Source organism: Paenibacillus thiaminolyticus, assembly GCF_007066085.1.
GTDB lineage: Bacteria > Bacillota > Bacilli > Paenibacillales > Paenibacillaceae > Paenibacillus_B > Paenibacillus_B thiaminolyticus.
Map to the genome: position 1 here is coordinate 5,045,319 of NZ_CP041405.1, position 24,542 is coordinate 5,069,860.

Consider the following 24,542-nt stretch of genomic DNA (forward strand, 5'->3'; position numbering starts at 1 on the left):
TGATTGGCGAAGAGCGTGAATGTGAACCGGATGCAGCGGCGGATTTTCCCGGCTTCCCGGGATCCGATTCCGTGTCGAATTCACGCCTTCACTTTATAAGGCAATTCGGAACAACGATCTACAACCTGCTGCGCAAAATTTTTTTCTCTCTGCTGTTAGATCCAACTCAGCGGTCCATCAGCTTCACGAGCTTGAATTCCGTGGAGGATTCGGGCGCCGGCGTGTAGATGCTGCAGCGCAGATCGGCGTCGCCTTGCACCTGCAGGGAAGTCAGATGGAACAGCATTTTCCCCGCCCGGGCATGTCTGAACTCAATGACGACCTCCGGGGCGGTGCTTACCTGGCTCTGGTTCCATAACCGCTGGAAGTCCGGGTGAACCTCCTTCATCTCCTCCAGGAAGCGATCATACCATCCATCCTCTACGTACTGGCCGTAATACGCGCGGAATATCGACAGAAATCCTTTGACGAAATGCTCCCAGTTGACCGCCAGGCTCTGGAATTCCTTGCGCGTGAACAGCAGGCGAATCATATTCCGCTCTTCCGGCGGGATGACGGTGAAATCAAGGAAGACATGGGACGCTGCCTCATTCCAGCCGACGATATGGCAGCGCCGATCCGACACAATTGTCGGGCAATGCCGCAGCTCCTGCAGAATCCGCTGCAGGGCGGGGCTAATCTGCGGCTCTTCCTCTTCCCGTAAGGCGGGGCCGGCCCCTCCCTCCAAGGCCAGCGCATACAAATATTTGCGCTCGTCCACGGTCAGCTTCAACGCCTCCGCGATACTGTCCAGCACCGAAGCCGACACTTGAATATCCCGTCCCTGCTCCAGCCAGGTATACCATGTCGTGCTGACGCCCGCCAATTGGGCGACCTCCTCGCGGCGAAGCCCGGGGGTCCGGCGCCGGGTTCCTGCCGGGAGACCTACGGATTGGGGAAGGATCTGCGCCCGCTTGGCGCGCAGGAACTCGGACAGCATTTGCAATCGGGTCGGTGAATTCATCGATGGCACCTCACACTCGCTAATCTGGTACTAATTATACTAGGATAAACAACAACTTGTAATAGGATAATTGCTGTGACAAAATAAAGCCGACACGACAACCAGTATGGATGAAGGAGGACATGGATATGGAGAGAGTCGTCATTACAGGGATGGGAGCCATCACGCCGCTTGGCCAGGATACGGATTCCCTATGGCAGGGGCTGATTCGCGGACAATCAGGAATCTCCGCGATAGATGCGTTCGATGCCTCCTCCTGCAAGGTCCGCATCGCGGGCCAAGTGCGGGACTTCGATGCGGAAGCCCGCTTCGGGCGCAAGGAAGCGCGCCGTATGGACCGGTTCACCCAGTTTGCCCTGGCGGCGGCCGAAGAAGCCTACCGTCAAGCGGAGCTCGATCGCTGGAGCGGGCTCGACGGCGAGCGCATGGGCGTCTATGTCGGATCGGGCATCGGCGGCATCCAGACGATGCTGCAGCAGGAGGCAATCCTGCGCGAACGGGGACCGGATCGGGTCAGCCCGACGCTTGTGCCCATGATGATCGCGAATATGGCCGCGGCCCAGATCAGCATCCGGTACGGCGCGCTCGGGCCATCGATGGCGCCGGTTACGGCATGCTCGATCGGGAACACGGCGATCGGGGAAGCGTTCCGCCTCATTCGAGCGGGCGGCGCGGATGTGGTCATGGCGGGCGGAACCGAGGCGGCCCTCACGGACTTGGCGTTGGCCAGCTTCAGCAACGCGACGGCCTTGTCGGCTCGCAATGACGAGCCGGAGCGGGCGAGCCGCCCCTTCGATCGGGGGCGGGACGGATTCGTGATGGCGGAAGGCGCCGGCATCGTCATCCTGGAGTCGCTCACACATGCGCTTCGCAGAGGAGCGCCGATCTTCGCCGAGGTCATCGGCTATGGAGCGAGCTCCGACGCGTATCATATGGTGGCGAGCCATCCGGAGGGACGCGGGGCGAGCCAGTCGATGAGAGCGGCGCTGCGGGAAGCGGGAATCGCGCCGCAGGAGGTGGGCGTCATCAGCGCCCATGCGACAAGCACCGAGGTCGGCGACCTGTCGGAGACGCGCGCGATTCATGAGGTATTCGGCGAGCATGCCCGCCGCATTCCGGTCACCGCCAACAAATCGATGCTCGGCCATATGCTGGGCGCGGCGGGCGGCGTCGAGGCGATCGCGCTCGTGAAGACGCTGCAGGAAGGCATCGTGCCGCCGACGATCAATCTGGAGGAGCCGGATCCGGCTTGCGACCTCGATTATGTTCCCCATACGGCCCGCCGAATCGAGGCCCGCATCGGCATCTCGAATTCCTTCGGCTTCGGCGGGCATAATGCCGTCATCGCCTTGCAAACTTACGAAGAGTAGCGGCGGCTGGCGGCCGAGCGGGGCGTCTCAGCCGAGCGTTGGGGTGTGGATCGGCCGGCTGGCGGCTCTTAATAAGTGAAATCGCTCGAATCTAGGGCAAGCGCGCTGACGGCAATTAAGGGGCAGGCGCGCAGCCGATTTGGGAACGGGAGAAGGAGTTTCTTCATTTTTGTAGAATAGGTTTATGGCAAAAGCAGAGTCCATTGGAGGCGATTGTGCCCCGGTGGACTTTTCGCATTGTCATTGTCCTGCGCGAGAACGATGCTGCACCTGCCCTGGAAGCGGCAGCGCTTTTTCTATTTCTATCCGAGAAAAGAGGTACTTTTATGCTTCGCCGTTTTTTTGCTTATTACCGGCCCTATAAATACTTGTTCCTCCTGGATTTCGGCTGCGCGGTTATCGCGGGGCTGCTGGAGCTGGGATTCCCGATCGCCGTCAACCAGGTGGTGGACAAGTTGCTGCCGGGCAATGACTGGCCGCTCATCGTCTGGGCCTGTGCCGGGCTGCTGGCGCTATATCTGCTCAATATGGGGCTGCAGTATATCGTTACCTATTGGGGCCATATGCTCGGCATCAACATCGAGACCGATATGCGCAAAAAGCTGTTCGATCATATTCAAAAGCTCTCGTTCCGCTTTTTCGACAACAACAAGACGGGCCATCTGATGTCCCGCATGAGCAATGATTTGTTCGAGATCGGCGAGATGGCCCATCACGGGCCCGAGGATGTGTTCATCGCGGTGATGACGCTTATCGGCTCGTTCGTGCTGATGCTCACCATCAACTGGAAGCTGGCCTGCCTCACGTTCGCGATTATTCCATTCCTCATCTGGCTCGTCGTCGTCTGCAACAAGCGGATGACCCAGGCGAATCACCGGATGTTCACCGACATCGCCGATTTCAACGGACGGGTTGAAGACACGTTCGGCGGGATCCGTGTCGTGCAGGCGTTCGCGAACGAAGGCTTCGAGCAGAAGCGCTTCGCCGTCAACAACCAGCGCTTCCGTACGACGAAGCTGATTGCGTACCGGATTATGGCGCTCAACTCGTCGGTCAGCTATATGCTGATGCGGCTCGTCACCGTATTTGTACTCATCTGCGGCGCGTGGTTCGTCATTCGGGGGGAGCTGTCCTATGGCGAACTGGTCGGCTTCATTTTGCTGACGAACGTGTTCTTCAAGCCGATCGACAAGATCAATGCCGTCATCGAGAGCTATCCGAAGGGGATCGCGGGCTTCAAGCGCTACCTTCAAATTCTTGATACGGAGCCGGATGTGAAGGATGCGCCCGATGCGATTGAGGTGGCCCATCTGCGCGGCGATATCCGGTACGAAGGCGTCACCTTTGCCTATGACGGCCTGGCTCCGGTGCTCGAAAATATTGATCTGACGATTTCTGCCGGAGAGACGGTCGCGTTCGTCGGGCCTTCCGGGGCGGGCAAGACGACGCTGTGCAGTCTGCTGCCGCGCTTCTATGACACCGAGGAGGGCCGCATCACGATCGACGGCATCGATACGCGAGAGATGACGCTTGCTTCGCTGCGCCGGCAGATCGGGATCGTGCAGCAGGATGTGTTCCTGTTCGCGGGCACGCTGCGCGAGAACATTGCCTACGGGAAGCTTGGCGCGAGCGAGGATGAGATTATGGACGCGGCGCGCCGGGCACGGCTGGAGGAGTTCATCCGCTCGCAGCCGCTCGGGCTGGACACGGTCGTGGGCGAGCGGGGCGTGAAGCTGTCCGGCGGGCAGAAGCAGCGGCTGGCCATCGCCCGCATGTTCCTCAAGAATCCGCCGATTCTCATTCTGGACGAGGCGACATCCGCGCTGGATACCGAGACCGAAGCGGCCATTCAGCAATCGCTGGCTGAACTGGCGGCCGGGCGGACGACGCTTATCATCGCCCATCGCCTGGCTACGATTAAGCATGCAGACCGTATCGTCGTCGTTAATGAAGACGGCATCGCCGAGCAGGGGCGGCATGACGAGCTGCTGGCGCTGGGCGGCAGCTACAGCCGGCTGCATCACGCCCAGTTCGGGGCATAATTGCCGTCAGGGCTGGCACGGTGGAGGCACGAGCTCTGGTAACTTTACCGTGGCTGGCGGCGATATGCGGGGCTGCTACTTCTTCCCCGCTTGGCCCATCCTGCCATTGCCAAGCGGGCGGGAATGCGGTATTATAGGGGCGATTACATATTCATACAAATTCGGGGGCTTGAGGAGTCAGGCTGAGATAGTAGCCAGTATACCGCTACGGACCGTTAATCTGATCTGGATAATGCCAGCGTAGAGAACCAATGTATTTGTCGTGCGATCATGCTTGAAGGATGATCATCGGCTTACTCTACCGTCTGGGTTCCAGACGGTTTTTTTGTATGAACGATGGGATAAGGGAGAGGGTAGCAATGCAAGAACAGGCAAGTGACAAGAAAGGATTGCGCTTCCAGGACATTCTCATTACCGTCATGATCGGGGTCGTCTTCGGCGTCATCTTCAAGCTGTGGGATAGCGTGTACAGCATCGTGAAGCCGCTGTTCCCGCAGGCGGGGCAATTGACTTACGGCATGTGGTTCATGGCCGGGCCGTTCGCCTACTTGCTTATCCGCAAGCCGGGCGTCGCGCTCATTGCCAGTCTGGCCGCAGCCAATCTGTCGGCCCTGCTCGGGTCGGGATGGGGGCTGGAGACGATCATGTACGGATTCGTCCAGGGCTTGGCGGCCGAGCTCGTCTTCGCCTTGGCGCGTTACCGCCGGGGAGGATTAGCGATTGCCGGAGCGGCCGGAATCATGTCGGCTGCCGGCTCTTTCCTCCTCGATCTCGGTTACGGCTATGCCAATTACGAGACATGGGTGCTTGTGCTGAAATACGGGCTGCGCGTCATCAGCGCCTTCACGTTCGCCGGCATCTTCGCATACTTCCTGATGCGCGCGCTGGAGGCGACCGGGGTAACCAATTCGATTCGGCCAGTTGGGAAGGAAGAATATGCGGCTCTGGACCGGTAGGCGCAGGACACCGGCTGGCGGGCAGGCCCGCAAGCCGGTCATCAAGGGCACAACAACGATGGGGTGTTGGGATTGACACAAGAACGAGCGGCCTCAACCTCGGCCGCGATTACGAATCTGAGATTGAAATTCCCGGGAGAGGCGTCCTTGCTGTTCAAGGACCTCTCCTTCTCGATTGCTGCGGGGGAGAAGGTGCTGCTGCTCGGACCGAGCGGCTGCGGCAAATCGACGCTGCTGCAAGTGCTGAGCGGCATTATGCCGGGCTCGGTGGAAGTCCCGCTCAAATACGAGCGGAGGCAGCTCCCGGATAGCTGGGGCTTCGTGTTCCAGGATCCGGATACCCAGTTCTGCATGCCGTATGTCGATGAGGAATTGGCATTCGTCCTGGAGAATCTGTCGGTTCCGCGGGAGCAGATGGAGCCGCGCATGATAAGCATATTGGAGCGGGTCGGGCTGCGGCTGGATGAACTGCATACGCCGATTGCGGCGCTATCGCAGGGCATGAAGCAGCGGCTGGCGCTCGCCTCCGTCCTGCTGCTGGAGCCGGAGGTGCTGTTCCTGGATGAACCTTCGGCTCTGCTCGATCCGGAAGGGACGCAGCAGATCTGGGAGACGGTGAAGGACATCGCCGGCTCGCATACGCTGCTGATCGTGGAGCACAAGCTGGAGTTGGTAGCCGATATCGTTGATCGGGTTGTACTGTTCGACAGCGAGGGCCGCATTATGGCAGATGGCGAGCCAGGTGCTATTTTCACGATGCACAAGGAGAAGCTGATCGAATACGGCATCTGGTATCCGGACGTGTGGCGGGATCATGTGAAGTCGGAGGCGTACCGCGCCGTCGCGAGCGCCAAGCGGCGGCAGCGCCAGACCGAAGCGGCGACCGCTCTTCGGGAGGAGCCGATCATCGCCTTGCGCGGGTTCTCCGGTTACCGGGGAGAAGCCGAGGCCATCGCCGTCGAGGCGGCCGATGTCTATCCGGGCGAATGGATCGCCGTCACGGGCCCGAACGGCGCAGGCAAGAGCACGCTGCTGCTGTCCCTGATGCGGCTGCTTCGCACCAGCGGCTCCTATGTTATCGGGGGACGTCCGGTCCCGGAGCCGAAGCAGCGCGGCTGGTTCCGGAAGGCCCGGCCGGAACCGCCGGACGAGCTGGCCTTCGTCTTCCAGAACCCGGAGATGCAGTTCCTGACCGATTCCGTCTACGAGGAGCTGGCTTACGGCTTGCGGCTGGCGGAGTGGTCTGACGCTGAGATTGAGCGGCAGGTGACGGCCTTGATGGCGGCCTTCGATCTGGATATGGGAGCGGGCCGGCATCCGTACCATCTCTCGCTGGGGCAGAAGCGCCGCCTCAGCGTCGCCACCGCCGTCGTGCGGGAGCATCCGGTTCTGCTGCTTGACGAGCCGACCTTCGGCCAAGACGCGAGGAACACGTTCGCGATCCTCGACAAGCTGGAGCGTCTGCGGGCGGCAGGGACGGCTATCGTGATGGTCACGCATGATCTGAATATCGTGCGTCACTATGCCGATCGCGTGTGGCAGGTCGAAATGGGCCGACTAACGGTGTTGGATACGAGCAGGGAACGGGAGGCGCAGCTTACATGAATCTACTGACACCGCAGACCGAGACCTGGCTGCATCGCGTCAACCCGGCCTATAAGCTGTTCGTCTTCGTGCTGCTGCTTCTTGTCACCTTGCTGAACAGGCAATTCGACTTCGCCTTGAATCAGCTGATTGCCTATACGGCGCTGCTGTTCCTGTGCAGCGGCCACTCCCGGAAGAAAGTGCTGCTGATTACGCTGCCGTTCCTGTTCTTGTTCATCTCTTCCGCTTCGACGATGATCCTGTTCGGCAAAGGCGAGCATATCTGGTGGTCGTGGGGGCTGATTCGCATCTCCGAAGAGAGCTTCTACCGCGGTCTGATGCTGGGCTGCAAGACGCTGACCTTCGGCATGCTGGGGCTGGCCTTTGCCTTGACGACGAAGCCGATTCAGCTCTTCTACGCCTTGATGCAGCAGTTCCGGCTTCCCGCCAAATACGCCTACAGCTTCATTGCCTCGATCCGGATGCTTCCCGCGGTCTGGGATGATATCCGCACGCGATCTGACGCGCTGACCGTGCGGGGTGCGCGCTATGCCAAGGGAATCAAGGGCATGTTCGAGCGGCTGCGCAATTACGCGCTGCCGCTGCTGGCGCAGAGCATCCGCCGGGCCCAGCGCGTCGCCGTCGCGATGGAAGCGAAGCGGTTCCAGATGGGAAAGGCGCGCACGTATTACTATGTGACACGGTATACCCGTGCCGACATCGGCTTCACGCTCGTGATGCTCGGCCTGATGGCGGCAGCGTATTATATGGCGGTTCGGCTGCCGCTTGTCGGGTGGGGGCTGGGCTGAGGCGGGTCTCCCGCCCGTTGCCCATGCCGCTGCCGGCTATCCTTGAAGATCTGACTGCTGGCGTTCCAGCCGGAGGGATGGATTGCGTGCCGCGAAGAACCCCTCCTTCATCGCATCGGTGGCCGGCAAGCTCCGCGAGACGGCATCGAGCGACCAGTAGAGCCCGACGGCCGCCACCGCTAATCCGCAGGAAGCGATGACTCCGGCGCTGGGCAGCAGCGTGCCGAGGCTGCCGCCGATCAGGCTTCCGATCGGTGAAGCGATTCCGCTTAACCCGGAAGCCGCCGCGAACACAACGCCCAATTGGCGCTGCGGGACGCCTTTTTGAATGACAGTGTTGATAAGGACATTGACGGCTCCGCCGGGAAGCCAGGCCAGGCCATAGAGGAGAACGGTAAGCCATATCCAGGGGCTGAATACGCTCAGCGACCATAAGATTCCGCATGACAGATAGGCGATGGAATACAGGAAGCCTAGCCGGAGGCGCTCCAGCTTCACATAAGGCGAGCATATGGCGCCGATCAGACTGCAGAGCGCTTGCGCCGTCAGCAGAATGCCATAAATTCCAGGTCCTCCAATCTGGCTGCTAAAAGCAGGCAGAAGACTGAAGGTCGCTCCCCCGGCGGCATTAATGGCGATGACCCCGAAGAGAAGCCGGGAGAGGGGCGTTGCCACCAGAAGCCGTATGCCTTCTCTCATGTCGGATATATATTTCCTCACCGGATGAGAGGCTGGCTTCGGCTCCGCGTGCAGCTTTCTTTCCTCGGTTGCGGTAGCGGGAATACGGATCTGCGCAAAGAGAAGGGCTCCAATGAAGAAGCCGACCGAATTCCAGAGATACAGCGAGATGGCGCCGAGCAGTGCGATGAGCGCGCCTGACAATGCATTGCAGGCTACTTCCATGCCCTGATAGGCAATCGAGAACAGGGAATTGCCCTGGGTAAGATGCTTCTTCGCCACCAATCGGGGCAGCGCCGACAATTGCGCCGGATAGACCCACATATTGCATGCGGACAATATCGGCGTAAGGGTGAGCACCAGGCCAACGCTCAAAAATCCGCCATACGCCGCCAGCGGAACGATGAGCAGCAGAATGCCCTGCAGGAGCTGGGTGTATACGAGAATGCTCCGAATGGGGAGGCGGTCGATGATGGGCCCGGACAGAAGCTGAATCAGTCTGGGAATAAGGGATAAAAAGCCCGCCAGTCCCGTATACAGCGTGGAACCGCCCAAGTCATACACAAGCCACATCGCTGCCACGGCATAGAGGCTGTCTCCGATGTTCGTCAGGATGCGCCCCGCGAACATAAGCGTGAAATTCCGGTTTTGAAAAATGTCCAATACAATCCCTCCACGTTATGGCACTCGGACGCCAATCAAGACTTCTGCTCCGTTGACACCATCTTCACGCCAATCGCGAACTCCTGACTGTTATCTTCATGATTGTCCGCCGTTTTCCGGACCCACTGCTCCAGCAAAGAACGAAACTCGGATACAAGCTCCTCCCGCTGCTCGGGTGAGAGATACAACCGGAGGCTGAGCAGGGTACGGGATACGTCATCCAGATCTTGCGCCAATGCCGGATCGTTGAATTGATCGCCCTCCGAGCTGTACCATTTGGCCTTCGCCTTGTAGTACTTTTCAATAATTCCGCCCGCTGACTGGGTATCCACGAGATCAATCAGCCCGCCTTCATACAGCTTCTGTATATGGTAGTGAATGCTGCCGGGTGTCTGCTTCAGTTCATCGGCGACCTGCTTCGCTGTCTTGGGCTTGTCTTGAAGGGCGGCAATAATCTTGATTCGCTTGGCACTGCCAAGCAGCTTGGATTGTTCGACTGAGATCGGAAGAGAGGACTGCGGTGTTACGTCCATTGATAGGAACCTCCTTAATAAAATGGAGTAGTACGAGCAAATATGTTGGATAATCTAATTATTTAGTTCGTTCTAAAAAATTAGATCGTATATGCAAATTATACTACCGTACGTGGCATGTTTTGTAAACACCCATTTATCCTTATAAATAATCTTCTCAAAGGGGGATGATCATGACTACTAAAGAAGTAGTACAGTCCATTGTTATCCACGGCTTTTTAGGTTATTTGTGGGTTCTTTTCATCACCCATATCGTAAACGTGGCTAATTCAATGGACTATATGATAGCACGATCTCTTCTCATCCTGGCAGGTACACTTTTGTTTTGGTCGATCGTTAACCGGATTACTCCATTTCACAGTTATAAATTTACGCACCCTGCCAAAATCGCAGGTATTATTTCCTTTGTCTTGGTTGTATTGCTACAAGTGTTCGGACTCACTATTGTATAAACCGGACGGAAAATCCTCAAAAAAGAGACGATCGCACCAGATCGTCTCTTTGGCAATCTTGTTGATAATACGGCAGCCCGGTTCAACTCGAGGCCAGCAATGGAAGCCGTGCCGCGAGCTCCTGGATCTTGGCGATAATGCGCGGTTCATCGTCTCCTTGTAGCGGAATTTCTTCCGTTGCATAGGCCGCCAGCTCCGGATGATGGCCGATCATGACCGCATGCCCGGCCGTCCGGAACATCGGGATATCATTCGCGTCGTTGCCGAAGGCGATGAAGCTGCTTTCCTTGACGCCGAGGCGTTGGAGCGCGTTCCATTTATGAATATTCGGCGGACTGAGGTCGATGACGTCCTCGTGGCGGTGACGATGCACGACGACCCCGAGGCGGGACAGCTTCTCCGCCAGACCTTCCATATCGCGAGCAGATAGGATCAGAATCTTCACTATCGTCTTCAGCTCTTCGAGGGCAATGCAGCGCGCCAGCCGGGACGGGTCGAGATTGTTCCGAATCGGATGGTCGTCCGGACCGGTATAAGCATAATCCCAGTCGCTATCGATGAGGTAGGCGGCTTCATGCTCGGCGATAAGCGCAAGCAGTGTCGAAGCTTGCTCTGCCGTGAAGGCTTCGGTGTGCACGACCCGGCCTTCCTTGGCAATCATGGAGCCGTTGCCCCCGATAAGCGAACCGCCATGGAGAGATTCAGGGAGCACAGGCAGCATATCCCGAAGCGGGCGGGCAGAGGCAAAGATCACTTCATGGCCCTTTTGGCCCAAGTCCTTCAGACATTGCACAATCGGGTCCGTCAGCGGCTTCCCGCGGAAGCATATAGTACCATCCAAGTCAAACACAAATTGCAACAGGATTCCCTCATTTCGACAGATTATATGTAACAGGATGATAGATGTAACATAACGTTTTCTTGAATTTACCGCTCTCGTCCAGTAGCATAATCATTATCGCAGAAAAGAGTGCTTCTCTCAATTCGTCGGCGACACGATGTGACGCGATTCTATCAATTACAACAATCTCATCCTATTACGATAACTCCACAAGATAAAACCCGCAGCGTGCCAATCCATCTAGCGTTGCTTCCATACATAGATATAGATACGGCTGTTCCTCTCTGCATCTGCGGCAATGGGGAGAATTCTCCTAGTCCATTTCTCTTATATATAACGGTGTTTTGGAGAAGGATCCCAGACTATAGTACAGGCCGTAGAACGTTCGTTAGTTGAATATAAGTAAATATTTGAAAATTTAAAGAAGGATTTGGCTCTCTTTTTGTAGAATTATTGCGAAATGGGGTAAAATGGCGAAACTAAGAGAAACGTGTAGGGGTGTGCGATGAGTGTGCGAAGATACATAACCGTCTTCTTCTTATTCCTGATGCTGTTCGGGTGGCTTATGGACCCTGCCATCGCCCAAGCGGAGCCGGAGCCGCAGAGCATCAAGCTGTACGAATGGGAGATGCAGTGGGAGACGAGTCCTAGGATGTGGGAGGACATCGCTTCTACCCGGGAAGGCTGGGAGAAGGTAGATAGCAGGAAATCGATTCCGAAGCTGCCGGAGGGCGTAAAATCGGCATGGATTCGGATTCGGTTGCCGGAATTGGATTTGAACTATACGACGTTATATTTTAAGAAGCTGTACGCCAATGCGGTGGAAATATGGGGAGATGACGGCAGAAGGCTGTTCCATGATGAAAGAAATTACTTTTATGATGTTTACCATATCCTTTTGCCTTTAGATCCGAACTGTAGAACGGTATACATTCATATGACCGCAAGCATTGATCGAATCGGCATCCAGCTTCCGGTAGTTATGGGTGAATATCAACAAGTTCAAGCGGAGTATGCCAAAGAAGGAATTTTAGAAATCGTGCTTGGCAGTGCAATGATTCTTATTGCCCTCATAATGTTGTTATGTGCAATTTTTTTACGTGGAATTGAACTGCCGAGTTGGCTCTCGCTGACACTTGTCATATTTTCGCTGGGCGTAATATCAATTACGTATTCCAAGTTTACTTATATGTTTTTTGATAATTTTGGACACATCAGCGTCATGTTATTTGATTTGGCGATGATGCTTTTGTTTCCTTGCCTGACCTACTTTTTTATGAGATTTTTAGGAAACGGTCCTTACAAAATAATTTGGAAATTCTTTATTTTCCAGGTTGTCTTTTCTGGAGTTTGGCTCCTATTATTTTTGTATTTCTTTATTATCATAGAAGAGCCTGCTCATCCTTTATATACCTTATTTTCATTTGAAGTATTCAGTGTCTATATGATTATTCAATTTACTCTATTGATAATGTTCTCAATTAGCCGTGCCATTCGAAAGAACAAAGATGCTATTTTATTTGCAGTTGGTTTTAGCTTGTTCTCCATTATGACAGTTGCAGAAGTCATTTGGTATATTTTTGTTTCCCGGGATTACGAACTGTATTTATGGAAATGGGGCCTTCTCAGTTTTGTTATCTGTCTTATCCTTATACTGGGGCGTAAAATTGCGGAAAATCATCGCCGTGTCATCTCCTATGCCAAGGAGCTGGAGCTGTTCAACGGTAAGCTGCAGCAGTCCGAGAAGATGGAGATATTAAGCGAGCTGGCCGCATCGGTTGCGCACGAAGTAAGGAATCCGCTGCAGGTGACCCGTGGATTCCTGCAGTTGCTCGGTGGCAAGAGTGGAACGAAGGAACAAAAATATTTGAACCTTGCCTTGACCGAACTTGATCGGGCCTCCGAAATCATTACCGATTTCTTAACGTTTGCGAAGCCGGAGCTGGATGAGATTCAAGTCCTCGATGTAGCTGATGAGTTGAGGCATATCGAGGGCATTTTGATGCCGATGGCCACAATGCATGGGGGAGCGATCGAATTGGATGCTAATCCGGATCTCCGGATTCAGGGGAACTCATCTAAGTTCAAGCAAGCTTTTATTAACATGATTAAAAACAGTATTGAGGCTTTCACCCAAAAAGGACTGATTCGGATCGAGGCTTATGAGCGGGGAAGTCAGGTTATTATCCGGATAGAGGATAACGGTATCGGCATGGACGAGGAGGAGCTGAAGCGGCTTGGGGAGCCGTACTTCTCGAACAAGACGAAGGGAACTGGTCTCGGCCTAATGGTTACCTTCCGTATAATTGAAGTGATGCAAGGGAAGCTGCATGTTGCGAGCGAGAAGGGAGTCGGAACCGTTATTACCATTTCCTTTCCCGCTATCCCAAAATAAATAGAAAAGAAGAGGGCTTCAAAAAGCGCCTCTTCTTTTTTCGAATTAATGCCACACGCCTTTTTTTGCAACTGGGGTATCATTCACAACTTCGGACGGATTCGGCGGCAGGACCAGTACATACTGATTCAGCTTTTCTTCAACCGTAGTCAATTGAATATGGTCAGGAATCGAAATGCCTAATAATTCCTTGACGGCGGACTTTGGATCAGCAAGCAGCTTCTCTTTGAACGTGGCATCTTCCCATGCTCTTTGCACGATTTGGTTCATATGCATTTGATTAATAGACATATAACTTATCCCTCCATATTTGTAGAATCAGAAGATTACAGGTAGATTACCATTGATAGATTCGGACCCGCCAGTTCTATTTTGCTAGATTAGACAATATATATGAAAATCCGCCCGACATCAGCTTATTTCTTTCTTCATATATGTACTCCGCTTCTTGCCTCAGACTGTCAACCATCGCCTGATGGAAGGCGAGCAAGTTCGGGGAGGCGACAGGAAGCTGCTGGAGCCGGGCATGGTCCTCTGTCGCGATGGCAGCATAGCCCTGCAAGGCGTCGGACACCGTGATGGCCTGGCGCACCTCGTCGGGCGTCAGCGGAGCGCCAGACGGCCGGTCCGTCATGGAGCGGATCCAGGACAAAAGGCAATTGTAACTCCCTTCCCGCAAATCCTTCTCCCAGTCCTCTGCGTCATCGGACATTTGTAGCGTGACGAGCACAGTCTCTACCGCGGCCGTGATGTCGGGCAGTAAATGATCCGTTCCGCCAAGATAAGCGGCTCCCACGGCGGACAGCTTGACGGGTGACGCTTTGTGCGCGATTTTAATCCGTTCGCTCTGGAAGAAGTCCTGCTCCTGCTCCATGCTGACGGCTTCGGCCCATTCGGCGCTGTAGCGGTTGAAGGCATGCCAGAACGGCGAGCAGGAAGGGAACAGTTCACGGTAGACCCTTTCATATTCGATGTAGCACAGATGTCCCAGCGCCAACGTCTTATGCCACCCTCTCTGCTCAGGGCTGTCCATGACATCATCGAGCAAGCAATAGTGCAGCATCATGAAGACGCCGGCCATTCCCAAGCGTCGGCAATCGCTTCGCTCCGCTTCGGTGGCCTTCTGCAGCCAGAACGGCAGCAAATAGCAGACATAGTTACTGGACTCAGTAAGCAGCGGGTTGGACTTTTCCAAATAGTGAAGGCCCATCTCCTGCAACGGTGCCGGGAATGATGAGATAAGGCGCGCCGCCTCTGCGAATATCGCCTCCAAATCCTCCTTGTAGTCGTCGAACCATTTCATATTACTATCCTCCTGGGTCGAAATCGGACTTTCTCCTGGATCCGCTGCGACAAAATTCCTACATACCTAGTCTCTCTATTATAGAAGCCATTGATCATCGGAGCAACAACATAAGAAACAGGATGTCGAAAAACAAAAGCCAGGTAAGGGATTCATGGCGGATAGAGCAGGAAATTAGCGATAACTGTCGAATTAGTGCCAGTGTAGGATTGCGGTTCACCATCTCATTACATATTGGAACGGACAGAGGTGTCTTGTGAGAACAATTTTTAAATATTCAGCGGTATCGTTCCTGCTTCTCATGGCGGCTCTTCTTCTGTGCCCTTCTCTTCTGCGGGCGGAAGCGGAGCAGGGGGAATTGCAGGTGACGCAATGGCAGGTGCTGTGGGAGACGTCGGCCCGGGATTGGAAGGACATTTCCTCCACGGATGAGGGCTGGATAGATGTCGATATTCGGGAAGACGGGCCCGATAAGCCCGAAGGGATTCAGTCGGCCTGGCTCCGGTTAACGCTGCCGCCGCTGCAGTGGGACAAGCCCGGTCTCTGGATTGAACAAGTATATGCCTTCGAAGTAGAGGCATTCTCGGAAGAAGGACGAAGACTGTTCCGCTCTTCGCGGCTGTTCTCCTTCGACATGAATTCGGTGCTTATTGGGCTGGATGCCAGCGAAGAGGAGCAGGTGGTTTATCTTCATGTCAAAACCCCTGCAAGACAGTTGGGCATTCATGACACGATTAGGATCGGAGACTATCAAGAGCTGCTTCCCGAGTATGTCAAGCAAGGACTCGTCAATGTCGTCATGGGGAGCGCCCTCATACTTATTGCGGTGGTCATGCTCATTTGCACTCTTTTCCTCCGGAACATATTTTTCTCAAGCTGGTTGTCACTCTGCGTGCTTATTCTGTGCGCGGGCATTATGATTTTTACGTACTCATCGTTCACATATACGTTTTTTATCCATACCGAAGTATGGTCGCTCGTTATTTATGATTTTGCGATGCTGGTCTTTTTTCCGCTGCTTACCTATTATTTCGAAGTGACGTTCGGTCCGGGCCCATATTGGATTATCCGCAGGCTCCGGCAGATCCAGACCGCGTATTCGATTCTATCTCTGGCTGTGCTGCTCCTTAATGTTTTGTCGGATAACCGCTTTTATGATATGTACTATTTCCTGTCGATTCGGGTGCTCGGCTTCCTGATCCTGATTCAGTTCGTCGTGCTGATCACGGCGTCCATCCGTTATGCGTTCGACAAAGATAAAGACGCTCTTCTGTTCTGCGCCGGATTTGTCGCCTTTGCGTTGATTACCGGATGCGAATTAATCTGGTTCCTGCTTCATCCGGGCTATTATTATATGGTGTACTGGAAGTGGGGGATCCTGCTCTTCGTCGTGGCCCTTATCATTATTCTGGGCCGCAAAATCGCGCGCAATCACGAGCAGGTCGTTCAATATTCGAAGGAGCTGGAGCTGTACAACCACCGGCTTCAACGTTCGGAGAAGATGGAGATCATTAGCGAGCTGGCCGCTTCCGTCGCCCATGAAGTACGGAATCCGCTGCAGGTGACGCGGGGCTTCCTCCAACTGCTGGAGAAGCAATCCGGCTCGAAGGAGAAGGAGTACTATCATTTGGCGCTGACCGAACTGGATCGGGCATCTGGCATTATTACCGATTTCCTCACCTTCGCGAAGCCCGAGCTGAATGAGCTCGCCCTGCTGAATGTGCGGGAGGAATTGGAGCATGTCCAAGGGGTTCTCCTGCCGCTGGCCAACATGCAGGGGGCGAAGATTACGCTCGAAGTGATGCCCGATCTCACGATTGAAGGGAACTCGTCCAAGTTCAAGCAGGCATTTATCAATCTGGTCAAGAACAGCATTGAGGCTCTGCACAGCAACGGATGGATCCAGATTGCCGCTCATAAGCAGGACGGGCAGGTCATCATCCGGATTCGGGACAACGGAGTAGGAATGGACAAGAAGGAACTGGCGCGGCTGGGCGAGCCTTATTACTCGAACAAAACGAAGGGTACGGGCCTAGGGTTGATGGTGACCTTCCGCATCATCGAAGTAATGCAGGGCAAGCTGGAGTTCCACAGCGAGAAAGGCGTCGGAACCGAGGTTACCGTAACTTTTCCGGCCGTGGAGAAGGAACAGAAGTAAGGCAGCAACTACGGGGAACTCAAGAAATGTGTGACGATCAACATTTTGAACTATTCGTGCCTGCCGAATGAACGATACCATAATGTATTTCATTTGCGCGAAGATCATTCGCTTATTCCGCTTATTGATGACATTGAGATTCATGTCATGGAACTGCCCAAGCTGGATCAATACGAGGTTCCATTGAAGGGTGGTTTAGTGAACTGGTTATTGTTTTTGAAAGGTGCATACAAAACCAATTGGGAGGTGTTGACAATGAACGAACCCATGCTGAAAAAGGCGATGACGACCTTGGAATTTTTGAGTCAGGATGAACAGACGCGGATGGAATACGAAGCCCGTCAGAAATATCTGCTTGACCAAGCCTCTCGAGTCGAGGGGGCTAGAGCGGAAGGAAAAGCAGAAGGAAGAGCAGAAGGAAGAGCCGAAGGAAGAGCCGAAGGAAGAACCGAAGGAAGAACCGAAGGAAAGGAAGAAATGGCCCGGAAACTGCTTGCTCTCGGCGCTGACATCACTCTTATCGCAAAAGCCTCGGGGCTGTCCGAAGAAGAAGTTAAAAAGCTGAGACCGCTCCATTAAAGGGTAACAGGTGCACGTATTAAATAAACGTACAGAAGAATAGAAGAGCCGAAGATTAATTTTGCGGTTTGATCTTCGGCTCTTTGCGATCTGAGGCCATTCCTTCCGAGATGGGATCACAGGATTACGGCTCCCCGCTCTATTTGATAAATACGCCCCCGAACGGGATAACCTCGCGCAGAATGCGCTTGAACAGTCCTTCATCGTTCATCTCGTGCACGAGCGATTGATTCTGCCGTCCGGCCTGGATGAGAACGGTACCCCTGCCCGTCATTTTCCAATGATAATTCATATGTTGGCTGGCCAGATGATTGCCGTATACGCATAATTCCAGCTTCGCATTCTCGGGGTAGGCGATAACGCTGCCTGCGTCCACGTAGAGCGGCTGATCCGGATGGAGCTCGGCATCGCAAGCGGTGCCTTGGGTCAGGATGCCAATCTGCCCTTCGCCGGAGAATTTCACCTTGACGACATCCTGCGTGATGAGCATGTTCTTCATGCTCAAAATGCGTGTCTGCATCGTGATGCCTTCCGTATAGAACAGCAGATGCCGCACGTCATAGAGCAGGTCGCTCTCCCCGGTCAATGGAACGGGCTTCATGCTGAACCCGGGGGGCAGCGCGGTCAGAAATTCGCAGGGTCCGGTGAAGCGGGCCTGGATAAGCTTCTTCTTGCGGTACATGCCCTTGGCGGTCATCAGCCGATCAGTGCGCCCGTCGGGAGCGCCGCGATAGGCGATAATCTGCTGCGGATGGAGCACGTTCACCTGTTCTCCCTCTTGAACGCGGAAGGTGACGGCTTGTCCGTTCATCTGGCTCTCGTGTTCAAATATAATGTCCATCCGGAACTCCTCCTATCTTGCGCGGACCCGCATCCAGACACGCAGGCCGCGCAGCAGCACGAAATACCCAATCAGAAGACCGGCAAGGGTGAGCACCAGCGCCTTCATCTTGCGGTAGTTCGCCTGGCGTTCCTCTTCGAGCTGCTTCAACTCGGCAACCATGCGGGTGAGCTCCTGATTCTGCTCGAGTAATTTTTGGTTTTCCTGCCGGTATATCTCCATATTTTGATGGGCTTGCTCTAATTGGTCGACGGTCTGGCGGTAATTTTCCTTCAATTCATTGACTTCGGCGGGCAGTTCGGAAATATCCTTGATGGTGCCCCACCATCCGGCATGCGCCGCAGGCTGGCCGGACAGAAGCAAGAAGCAGAACATCGATACGATAAGTGCACTGCGGCGGAGCGGCTGCGCTATGTATGGCTTGTTCATTCCCGGTGCCCCCTTGTATGCGAACAATGGCTTCATACCAAGAAATACGAAAATAATGTCGAATCGTTTCCTATTTTGGCCAATCTGAATGATAAAAGCAAGAATTTATTGCAGGTTGCCGCGGCAGGAACGTTGACTCTTGGTAACGGACTCCGCTACACTGAGGAGATACAAATGATGACAAGAGGAACGGGATATATACGATGGATAGATTCGCTAAGCCCCCGTCGGCGGGAGGAGCGCCCAGCACCACGCCTCCGTTGATCAGCGGTGCCGCCAACATGCATCCGGAAGCGCCAGGCAACGTACGCAGAGCAGGGGGAGAATATCAGGAACAACCGACCGGGGACGCCCGGAAGCACTCCCCCCGGAACTCAGGTACCATCGGGCTGTTCATTGTCCAGGACCATAACAGGATCTATGAGGATGACTTGTTCTATGGCGCGATCGTGGGCGCCATTATCAGCCAGTGCGGGGAACGGGGCTACCGGACGCTGGTCACCATACTGGACGTGTCAGATGCAACCCCGCTGCTTCGCTTATATGAACAGAAGAGCATCGACGCGGGACTTCTTATTAGCTGGTCTGATGTGCAGGGCATCGTCGATCAAGTCAGCCGGGCCGGGTTCGTGATCGGGGTTCTCAATCAGAACAACGTCTCCCAGTCCGCTACCGTGCTGCCGGCTCCTTATTTGGATAACCGGAAGAGCGCTTATGAGGCGACCCGCTATTTGCTTGAGCTGGGCCATCGCGACGTGGCCATCATTACAGGTCCTACGGGGCAGCCCTGCTCTTCCGAACGCCTGGCCGGATTTCTCGATGCGGCGCTCGGCCAAGGTGTGGAGGTGCCGGATTCACGCATATGGTGCGGGGATTTCACCGAACAGGCCGGGGCGGCCGCCGCTATGCAATGGCTGGAGGCAGACGATCTCCCCGCTGCGGTGTTCTGCTCCAATGATCTGATGGCGTACGGGCTGCTGAAGGTGCTGCGTCGGCAACAGGTAGCGGTCCCTGAACGTCTGTCCGTCGTTGGCTTCGACGATCTGATTATCTCGCGGTATACTTGTCCGCCGTTGACAACGATGTCCATCCCGCGGACAGAGATGGCCGCGTATGTGACGAACCGGCTCATTCATCAGTTGGAAAACCCGGAAGAAGCATATCCGCTGCCGGTCTTCCGCGCGAAGCTCATGGTGCGGGAGTCGTGCCGGGCCGTCCGCGTTCCGGATTTCGTGTAGCCGTGCCCCTTCCAATTGAACAGGCTGCTCCGTTCCCGGAGCGGCCTGCTTGCGATCAGGGGGAACTGAGGAGGAGAACTCTGCACAAAGTTTTTTGTTATTATGTACACATTCCGTGTTTTTTTAGTTTATTTTCAGGTTAATGAGATACAATGGGGGTTCACATCACCTTGTTGACGGAGGGGAGAGGAACTGGCCATGGCAATTGATCGTTCTCACGCCGCACCGAGGAAGGAACGAATTGACGAAATCACCATCTTACGCGCGTTCGCGTTCTTCGCCATTGTGCTCCAGCACAGTATCGGAGAGTATATTTACCGGCCGGACATTCCGCCGGAACAAGCGATTTTTCTCGGGATGATCTATCATTTTACCCGGTATGGGACGTTGACGTTTGTTTTCTTGTCAGCGGTTATTCTATTCTACAATTACGATTACACCGTACCTTACGGGAACTTTTTGAAACGCCGGGCGGCCGCCATATTGGCACCGTTCGCCATCTGGACCGTCATATACGGGATATATTCGCTGCGAGGGCAACTGCTGGCGCCGGAAGGATGGTGGCTGCTGGCGAGCCAATTCATTACCCCGACCTACGGCTATCAGCTCTGGTTCGTGCTGATGATCTTCCAGTTATATCTTATCTTCCCATGGCTCGATCGCGGGGCCCGAGCTATCGGACGGCGGATTCGGTCCCGTGCCGCCGTGCAGGGGCAGATCGAACGGCGCGTTGTCCTGCTGTTGGCAGCATTGGCCGCAGCCTATGCGGGCCTGATGTACTGGTCCTACAGCATGGCTCCAGCCTGGGATGCGCCAGCCTGGCTGCGTCCGCTGCTCGGGCACCGGACGATGCTGCTGCCGTTCTATTTCTTCTATATCGCGCTAGGCATTGTCTGCGCATGGCATGTGCAGCGCTGGCGCGATCTGATGCGCCGAAGCGTGCCCTGGAGCCTGCTGCTGTTCATTATCTTCTACACCTATGCAGGCTATCGGCTGCTAGAGGCCGGTGTAGCGCCCATTAATTTGAATATTTCCACCTATCTCAAGCCGTCGGTGTTCCTGCTTATTCTCGCCCAACTGCCGCTGATGTATGCTCTTGCGCTCTATGTCTGCCGGCGGAAGGGAAGAGTTTACCGCATTTTGCACAAGATAGGCACCTATTCCTTCGGCGGTTATCTGGTTCACGCACTTGTCCTGGGACAGATTGCCCGCTTTACCCGCGAGACCCCGCTTGCAGGCATGCATGCTGCATTGACGCTGATGACGTGGGCCGCCGTCGCCGCCTTGTCGATCGGGATTATGATGCTGCTGGATCGGTTGCCGTTCGGCGTCTGGCTGACAGGACCGATGGGCCGCCGTCAGGCAGCTTCAGCCAAGCAACTGGGCAGTCCGGCTGCGCTGCCCTATCGATAGCAGAAGCAGAGCAAGACCGCATTTACGAATCGCGGTCTTGTTGCTCTGTCAGGAAATGCACATAATCCGCACCTGTCTGCAGGAAGAAGGCATATGCGTCCAGCGGATGATCGTCGGAAGCGAAAGAGATACAGATGCTGTAGTTGCATTTGGACTTGACTTCATTATACGTGAAGGCGATCAGGCGAAGCAGTACGGTTGGATTCATCACGGATGGCTGGAGGGCGGCAAAGACGGCGGGGTATTCATGTTGTAGCATCCGTGAACGTTCGTAGCTCAGCGGCTGCAGATAACTGTAAGGGGCGCTGTCCACAATGACGAATCCGTACAGACTCTCTTCGCGCTGCAGCATGACGATATGTTCCTTGTTGAGCATGTACAGCCCTTTGAATTGGTACCAGAGATGCTCGTTCCGTTCGTTGCATAGTACGACGTCTTGAACGTTGTGGATTTTGACATTCACGTCATCACCTCGCAGGAAACATAAATAACTTCATATAGAACATAATAACATTTATAAGTTTTAAAAACAATAAAAGCATGAATATGGGTATTTTGCTTCCCTGAAGTTTTTTATAAGCTTAACTGTGAGGTGACGGGCATGTCGGACTTGAAAATATTTTTGGGTGCGCGGATTCGCGAACTTCGGAAGCAGAGAGGCTATACGTAGGCAGAGCTGGGAGAACAGTGCGGAATGAAGGCTTCGTATATCGGCGGCGCTGAACGCGGCAGCTTGAATATTTCGCTTGATTCGCTGGAACGGATTATTCGTGCGCTGGATGTCAGCATTGAACAGTTTTTCTCGTTTGACACGGCAAGCGTAGATGCGGAACGTCTGGGCATCGCCGGCACCCTTGAACTGCACGTGAAGCTGTTGAAGGGGCGGGAGACAGAGGATGTGAAGCTGGTCCACCGGATTGCGAAGGACATGCTGGAGACGTTCGATCGGAGAATGAACAATAACTAGAGCAGTGATGAGTATTGAGAGCGGGGAAGCGCGCCATTGGCGAAGCTTTCCTTTTTTCTGTGAAAATAAATACGCACGCTTGATCGAATCTCGTCTTTGAAAAGTTGCAGATTTTACGAAAAATGATAATAGGATGCCCGGCCCGCTTAGTTAAAAGGGGATATATTTATAAGCTTATTGAACCGTCTATACTGTTAAGTCAGCCTGTTTGTATAACTGTATGCGGACCGCCCCTCGTCCCGAAGTAATTTTCCAAACGTTGCCAGCGCAGTAGTTCGTGAACGAGCGATTGCCCTAGCCGCTTCACATAATGCGACTTTGACGTGCGGGTTGCCTTTTACGCTTTTTTTGTTTTTTTGCGTGCACTTTCTTGGTTGCCGGGAGCTGCGCCTGCCCACGAAGCATCTACTGAGAGACGAGCTCTACTTTATAAAAAATGAACGTGTGGAGGGAATTGCTGCTATTTTACAGGAATTTCGGCTCAATGAGTCCACATCCCGAGGAATTGCTGCAAATCTACATCATTTTAGGCCCTTTTGCTTCAAGTCGAAGCGAAACGGGTGAAATTCCTGCAGTTTTGCAGGATTCCCTTTCTGGGAAAGTCGTCCATATCGAATTGCTGTATTTGCACAGGATTTCGCTTACCGAATAGGTGTTGAAATCATGCAGTTTTGCAGATTTTGCTTAGCGAATAGGCGTGTCTGGAGAAATCATGCAGTTTTGCGGATTTCGCCTCATGGACAGACGTGTCTAGGGAATTGGTGCAGTGTTCAGGCCGTTGGAAAACCCCTGTTTTTTACGAAGGGGTGGAGATTGTCCATTTTCCTACTCAAAACTTGGCACCCATAACGTTTTAAATCGATTTTTTCTACGGAGAGACGAGAGCCACCACACAAAAAATGAAGTGCCACAAAATCCCTCGGACTTTCTCAATAGCCTGAAATCTATGCAGCTTTATTAATAACTTGCAGCCAGTAGAGTTGATGTGTAAAATATATCCAGATATATATTTCTATTTATGGAACACCAATATTTGATAAGGAGGTAGAGTATGATTGTCGAAGTACGCTTCGGACACGAGCGAACGCCCGGGACGCTGTATTTGGATTGCAGAGACGACGTTGCGCTTCACATCAAAAAATTGCAGACCGAGTTCGACAGATGGTGCATGCATTTGCATCGGATATGGAGAACAGGTAGTCAAGAGAACATAGCAGCCGGAAGAGGATCCGACAATTATCCTAAATTTTTAAGTAAATGGAACGAGACTTATATTATTGCTGGAAAATCTCCATTGGCCGGGACATGACCAAGTGTTTTTCTCTCCTTTGCCCTCCCGCCCAAACATCCCGCAGCCCCGCGGCCTTCCAAGAATAAATTTCTCTCTCTTATGTATACTTATTTTTTTTGAGTGAGACTTATTTATCATTACTGCTAACGGGTGTATAATTCTATTTACCTATTACGTTTTCTTCTCTTTTTCCTCAAAAAGTGACATATATTGAGTTGCAATGTCGAATTTTGCTCCGTATTATTAAGGGGTGGCGTTAATCAAACGACATATAATTGCCGATATTCTGAATAGAGCCAGAGGAGGATCTATTCGGTACGATTGAGCACATAGCCGGATGAGGTGTACTTAAGACCTAATCTGCGCAGCATATCCCGAACGCCCGTCCGTGTCATATGCACCTGGAACTGCTTTTCCAGCAGATCCTGGATGTCACGCATCAACCAGCCCGCAGATGACCCGGCAGAGGGTTTGCGGCTGCTGATGATGCCGATCAGTTCTTCTTCCTGCTCAGGGGTCAGTATTCTTGGCTTCCCGGGAGAAGCAACGTTGGTTAGCAATTGTTCGAGGCCGCCGTTGTTGAAGATTTTGACATAATTCGATACCGTCTGTCGGTGAATGCCCAGCTGCTGCGCGACATCCTTAGCGGTATGTCCGGACATGACAAGACGGATGGCCTCCACCTTGATCCGCTGCTTCGGATCTTGGATGGTGGGCGCCAAACGGTTCAAGGAATAGATATTCCATCCATGACGGTTCGTAATCAACAGTTTTCGCATTATCGGCTCACGCTCATATCTATACTTTTATTCGTAGTATGGGTATAGAAGCATGACGCTATACAGAGAGAGCCGCTGCCGCGGAGAGAGCAACCGTATTGGATTCATACAACAAAACTTGAAAAAGGCAAACTTGTCGAAAGGCAAGGACGCAAAGCCTCGGGCCTAACTCTCCTTCATGGAGCTATGGCGGCCGGGTTGCCATGTTGAATAGGGGA

General features: G+C 53.8%; 21 protein-coding genes, 1 pseudogene and 1 riboswitch. Of the genes and pseudogenes, 12 read left to right on the forward strand and 10 right to left on the reverse strand.

The genetic code is table 11. The features are described 5' to 3' along the window. Positions 1–166: 166 nt before the first annotated feature. A complete protein-coding gene (locus FLT43_RS22340; protein WP_087440643.1) occupies positions 167–1,003 on the reverse strand; it encodes a helix-turn-helix transcriptional regulator in 837 nt (278 codons plus the stop codon). A gap of 128 nt (positions 1,004–1,131) precedes the next feature. Here FLT43_RS22340 and fabF point away from each other — a divergent pair, with 128 nt between their 5' ends. From fabF to FLT43_RS22365, 5 genes are all read left to right on the forward strand, one after another. After that, the gene (fabF, locus tag FLT43_RS22345; RefSeq protein ID WP_087440644.1) at positions 1,132–2,373 is read left to right on the forward strand and encodes a beta-ketoacyl-ACP synthase II; all 1,242 of its coding nucleotides are present in this window, start codon (positions 1,132–1,134) and stop codon (positions 2,371–2,373) included. Between the two features lie 326 nt (positions 2,374–2,699). Then, positions 2,700–4,415 (forward strand): ABC transporter ATP-binding protein, encoded by a 1,716-nt coding sequence (locus FLT43_RS22350; RefSeq protein WP_087440732.1) that lies wholly within the window; start codon positions 2,700–2,702, stop codon positions 4,413–4,415. 359 nt (positions 4,416–4,774) lie between these two features. Continuing rightward, the gene (locus FLT43_RS22355) at positions 4,775–5,371 is read left to right on the forward strand and encodes an ECF transporter S component (protein ID WP_087440645.1); all 597 of its coding nucleotides are present in this window, start codon (positions 4,775–4,777) and stop codon (positions 5,369–5,371) included. Between the two features lie 63 nt (positions 5,372–5,434). After that, positions 5,435–6,976, forward strand: a complete 1,542-nt coding sequence (locus tag FLT43_RS22360) for an ABC transporter ATP-binding protein (protein WP_244194028.1) — start codon at positions 5,435–5,437, stop codon at positions 6,974–6,976. Further along, entirely contained in the window at positions 6,973–7,764 is a 792-nt protein-coding gene (locus FLT43_RS22365) for an energy-coupling factor transporter transmembrane component T family protein (RefSeq protein WP_087440647.1), read from the forward strand. The genes FLT43_RS22360 and FLT43_RS22365 overlap by 4 nt, the downstream gene beginning before the upstream one ends. Positions 7,765–7,800: 36 nt before the next feature. Here FLT43_RS22365 and FLT43_RS22370 read toward each other — a convergent pair whose 3' ends face one another. Both FLT43_RS22370 and FLT43_RS22375 read right to left on the reverse strand, forming a co-directional pair. Then, on the reverse strand, positions 7,801–9,105 hold the full coding sequence (locus tag FLT43_RS22370; protein WP_087440648.1) for an MFS transporter: 1,305 nt from the start codon (positions 9,103–9,105) through the stop codon (positions 7,801–7,803). A 35-nt stretch (positions 9,106–9,140) separates the two neighbouring features. Beyond that, positions 9,141–9,638: a helix-turn-helix domain-containing protein gene (locus tag FLT43_RS22375; protein WP_087440649.1), complete on the reverse strand. Its 498-nt coding sequence runs from the start codon at positions 9,636–9,638 to the stop codon at positions 9,141–9,143. 173 nt (positions 9,639–9,811) lie between these two features. Between FLT43_RS22375 and FLT43_RS22380 the strand changes: the two genes are divergently transcribed. Further along, on the forward strand, positions 9,812–10,090 hold the full coding sequence (locus FLT43_RS22380; protein WP_087440650.1) for a hypothetical protein: 279 nt from the start codon (positions 9,812–9,814) through the stop codon (positions 10,088–10,090). A gap of 82 nt (positions 10,091–10,172) precedes the next feature. Here the strand turns inward: FLT43_RS22380 and FLT43_RS22385 are convergent, their stop codons facing one another. After that, entirely contained in the window at positions 10,173–10,949 is a 777-nt protein-coding gene (locus tag FLT43_RS22385) for an HAD-IIB family hydrolase (protein WP_087440651.1), read from the reverse strand. Positions 10,950–11,436: 487 nt separating this feature from the next. On the opposite strand from FLT43_RS22385, the gene FLT43_RS22390 reads away from it, so the two are divergent. Then, complete coding sequence (locus FLT43_RS22390; protein ID WP_087440652.1) at positions 11,437–13,326, forward strand: sensor histidine kinase; 1,890 nt, start codon at positions 11,437–11,439, stop codon at positions 13,324–13,326. A 45-nt stretch (positions 13,327–13,371) separates the two neighbouring features. On the opposite strand, the gene FLT43_RS22395 is transcribed toward FLT43_RS22390, so the two are convergent. Together FLT43_RS22395 and FLT43_RS22400 are read right to left on the reverse strand one after the other, a co-directional pair. After that, the gene (locus FLT43_RS22395) at positions 13,372–13,617 is read right to left on the reverse strand and encodes an NHLP leader peptide family RiPP precursor (protein ID WP_087440653.1); all 246 of its coding nucleotides are present in this window, start codon (positions 13,615–13,617) and stop codon (positions 13,372–13,374) included. 76 nt (positions 13,618–13,693) lie between these two features. Continuing rightward, positions 13,694–14,629: a methionine synthase I gene (locus tag FLT43_RS22400; RefSeq protein WP_087440654.1), complete on the reverse strand. Its 936-nt coding sequence runs from the start codon at positions 14,627–14,629 to the stop codon at positions 13,694–13,696. Positions 14,630–14,885: 256 nt separating this feature from the next. On the opposite strand from FLT43_RS22400, the gene FLT43_RS22405 reads away from it, so the two are divergent. Further along, positions 14,886–16,787 carry a sensor histidine kinase gene (locus tag FLT43_RS22405; RefSeq protein ID WP_244194029.1) on the forward strand — a complete coding sequence of 634 codons (1,902 nt, stop codon included), beginning with the start codon at positions 14,886–14,888 and terminating at the stop codon, positions 16,785–16,787. Next, a pseudogene (locus FLT43_RS22410) lies at positions 16,788–17,366 on the forward strand (Rpn family recombination-promoting nuclease/putative transposase); the annotation flags it as partial. It lies immediately after the preceding gene. Positions 17,367–17,505: 139 nt separating this feature from the next. Here the strand turns inward: FLT43_RS22410 and FLT43_RS22415 are convergent. Then, positions 17,506–18,207: an AIM24 family protein gene (locus tag FLT43_RS22415; protein WP_087440655.1), complete on the reverse strand. Its 702-nt coding sequence runs from the start codon at positions 18,205–18,207 to the stop codon at positions 17,506–17,508. Positions 18,208–18,219: 12 nt separating this feature from the next. Further along, positions 18,220–18,636, reverse strand: a complete 417-nt coding sequence (locus tag FLT43_RS22420) for an MreC domain-containing protein (protein WP_087440656.1) — start codon at positions 18,634–18,636, stop codon at positions 18,220–18,222. A 203-nt stretch (positions 18,637–18,839) separates the two neighbouring features. Here FLT43_RS22420 and FLT43_RS22425 point away from each other — a divergent pair, with 203 nt between their 5' ends. Together FLT43_RS22425 and FLT43_RS22430 are read left to right on the forward strand one after the other, a co-directional pair. Further along, positions 18,840–19,874, forward strand: a complete 1,035-nt coding sequence (locus FLT43_RS22425) for a LacI family DNA-binding transcriptional regulator (RefSeq protein WP_087440657.1) — start codon at positions 18,840–18,842, stop codon at positions 19,872–19,874. Positions 19,875–20,072: 198 nt separating this feature from the next. Next, a complete protein-coding gene (locus FLT43_RS22430) occupies positions 20,073–21,287 on the forward strand; it encodes an acyltransferase (RefSeq protein ID WP_087440658.1) in 1,215 nt (404 codons plus the stop codon). 22 nt (positions 21,288–21,309) lie between these two features. Here the strand turns inward: FLT43_RS22430 and FLT43_RS22435 are convergent, their stop codons facing one another. Continuing rightward, positions 21,310–21,750 carry an arylsulfatase regulator gene (locus FLT43_RS22435; RefSeq protein WP_087440659.1) on the reverse strand — a complete coding sequence of 147 codons (441 nt, stop codon included), beginning with the start codon at positions 21,748–21,750 and terminating at the stop codon, positions 21,310–21,312. Positions 21,751–21,963: 213 nt separating this feature from the next. Between FLT43_RS22435 and FLT43_RS22440 the strand changes: the two genes are divergently transcribed. Further along, on the forward strand, positions 21,964–22,254 hold the full coding sequence (locus FLT43_RS22440) for a helix-turn-helix domain-containing protein (RefSeq protein WP_255321581.1): 291 nt from the start codon (positions 21,964–21,966) through the stop codon (positions 22,252–22,254). Between the two features lie 1,599 nt (positions 22,255–23,853). Here the strand turns inward: FLT43_RS22440 and FLT43_RS22445 are convergent. Continuing rightward, positions 23,854–24,324 carry a helix-turn-helix domain-containing protein gene (locus FLT43_RS22445; protein ID WP_087440661.1) on the reverse strand — a complete coding sequence of 157 codons (471 nt, stop codon included), beginning with the start codon at positions 24,322–24,324 and terminating at the stop codon, positions 23,854–23,856. A 116-nt stretch (positions 24,325–24,440) separates the two neighbouring features. Beyond that, a riboswitch (cyclic di-GMP riboswitch) is annotated at positions 24,441–24,530 on the forward strand. Positions 24,531–24,542: the final 12 nt, after the last annotated feature.

Coding starts and splice junctions, on each gene's coding strand:
- FLT43_RS22400 (WP_087440654.1), bottom strand. CDS start 14,629: ATGAAATGGTTCGACGACTACAAGGAGGATTTGGAGGCGATATTCGCA.
- FLT43_RS22430 (WP_087440658.1), top strand. CDS start 20,073: ATGGCAATTGATCGTTCTCACGCCGCACCGAGGAAGGAACGAATTGAC.
- FLT43_RS22375 (WP_087440649.1), bottom strand. CDS start 9,638: ATGGACGTAACACCGCAGTCCTCTCTTCCGATCTCAGTCGAACAATCC.
- FLT43_RS22425 (WP_087440657.1), top strand. CDS start 18,840: ATGGATAGATTCGCTAAGCCCCCGTCGGCGGGAGGAGCGCCCAGCACC.
- FLT43_RS22395 (WP_087440653.1), bottom strand. CDS start 13,617: ATGTCTATTAATCAAATGCATATGAACCAAATCGTGCAAAGAGCATGG.
- FLT43_RS22365 (WP_087440647.1), top strand. CDS start 6,973: ATGAATCTACTGACACCGCAGACCGAGACCTGGCTGCATCGCGTCAAC.
- fabF (WP_087440644.1), top strand. CDS start 1,132: ATGGAGAGAGTCGTCATTACAGGGATGGGAGCCATCACGCCGCTTGGC.
- FLT43_RS22340 (WP_087440643.1), bottom strand. CDS start 1,003: ATGAATTCACCGACCCGATTGCAAATGCTGTCCGAGTTCCTGCGCGCC.
- FLT43_RS22355 (WP_087440645.1), top strand. CDS start 4,775: ATGCAAGAACAGGCAAGTGACAAGAAAGGATTGCGCTTCCAGGACATT.
- FLT43_RS22350 (WP_087440732.1), top strand. CDS start 2,700: ATGCTTCGCCGTTTTTTTGCTTATTACCGGCCCTATAAATACTTGTTC.
- FLT43_RS22380 (WP_087440650.1), top strand. CDS start 9,812: ATGACTACTAAAGAAGTAGTACAGTCCATTGTTATCCACGGCTTTTTA.
- FLT43_RS22390 (WP_087440652.1), top strand. CDS start 11,437: ATGAGTGTGCGAAGATACATAACCGTCTTCTTCTTATTCCTGATGCTG.
- FLT43_RS22415 (WP_087440655.1), bottom strand. CDS start 18,207: ATGGACATTATATTTGAACACGAGAGCCAGATGAACGGACAAGCCGTC.
- FLT43_RS22445 (WP_087440661.1), bottom strand. CDS start 24,324: ATGCGAAAACTGTTGATTACGAACCGTCATGGATGGAATATCTATTCC.
- FLT43_RS22420 (WP_087440656.1), bottom strand. CDS start 18,636: ATGAACAAGCCATACATAGCGCAGCCGCTCCGCCGCAGTGCACTTATC.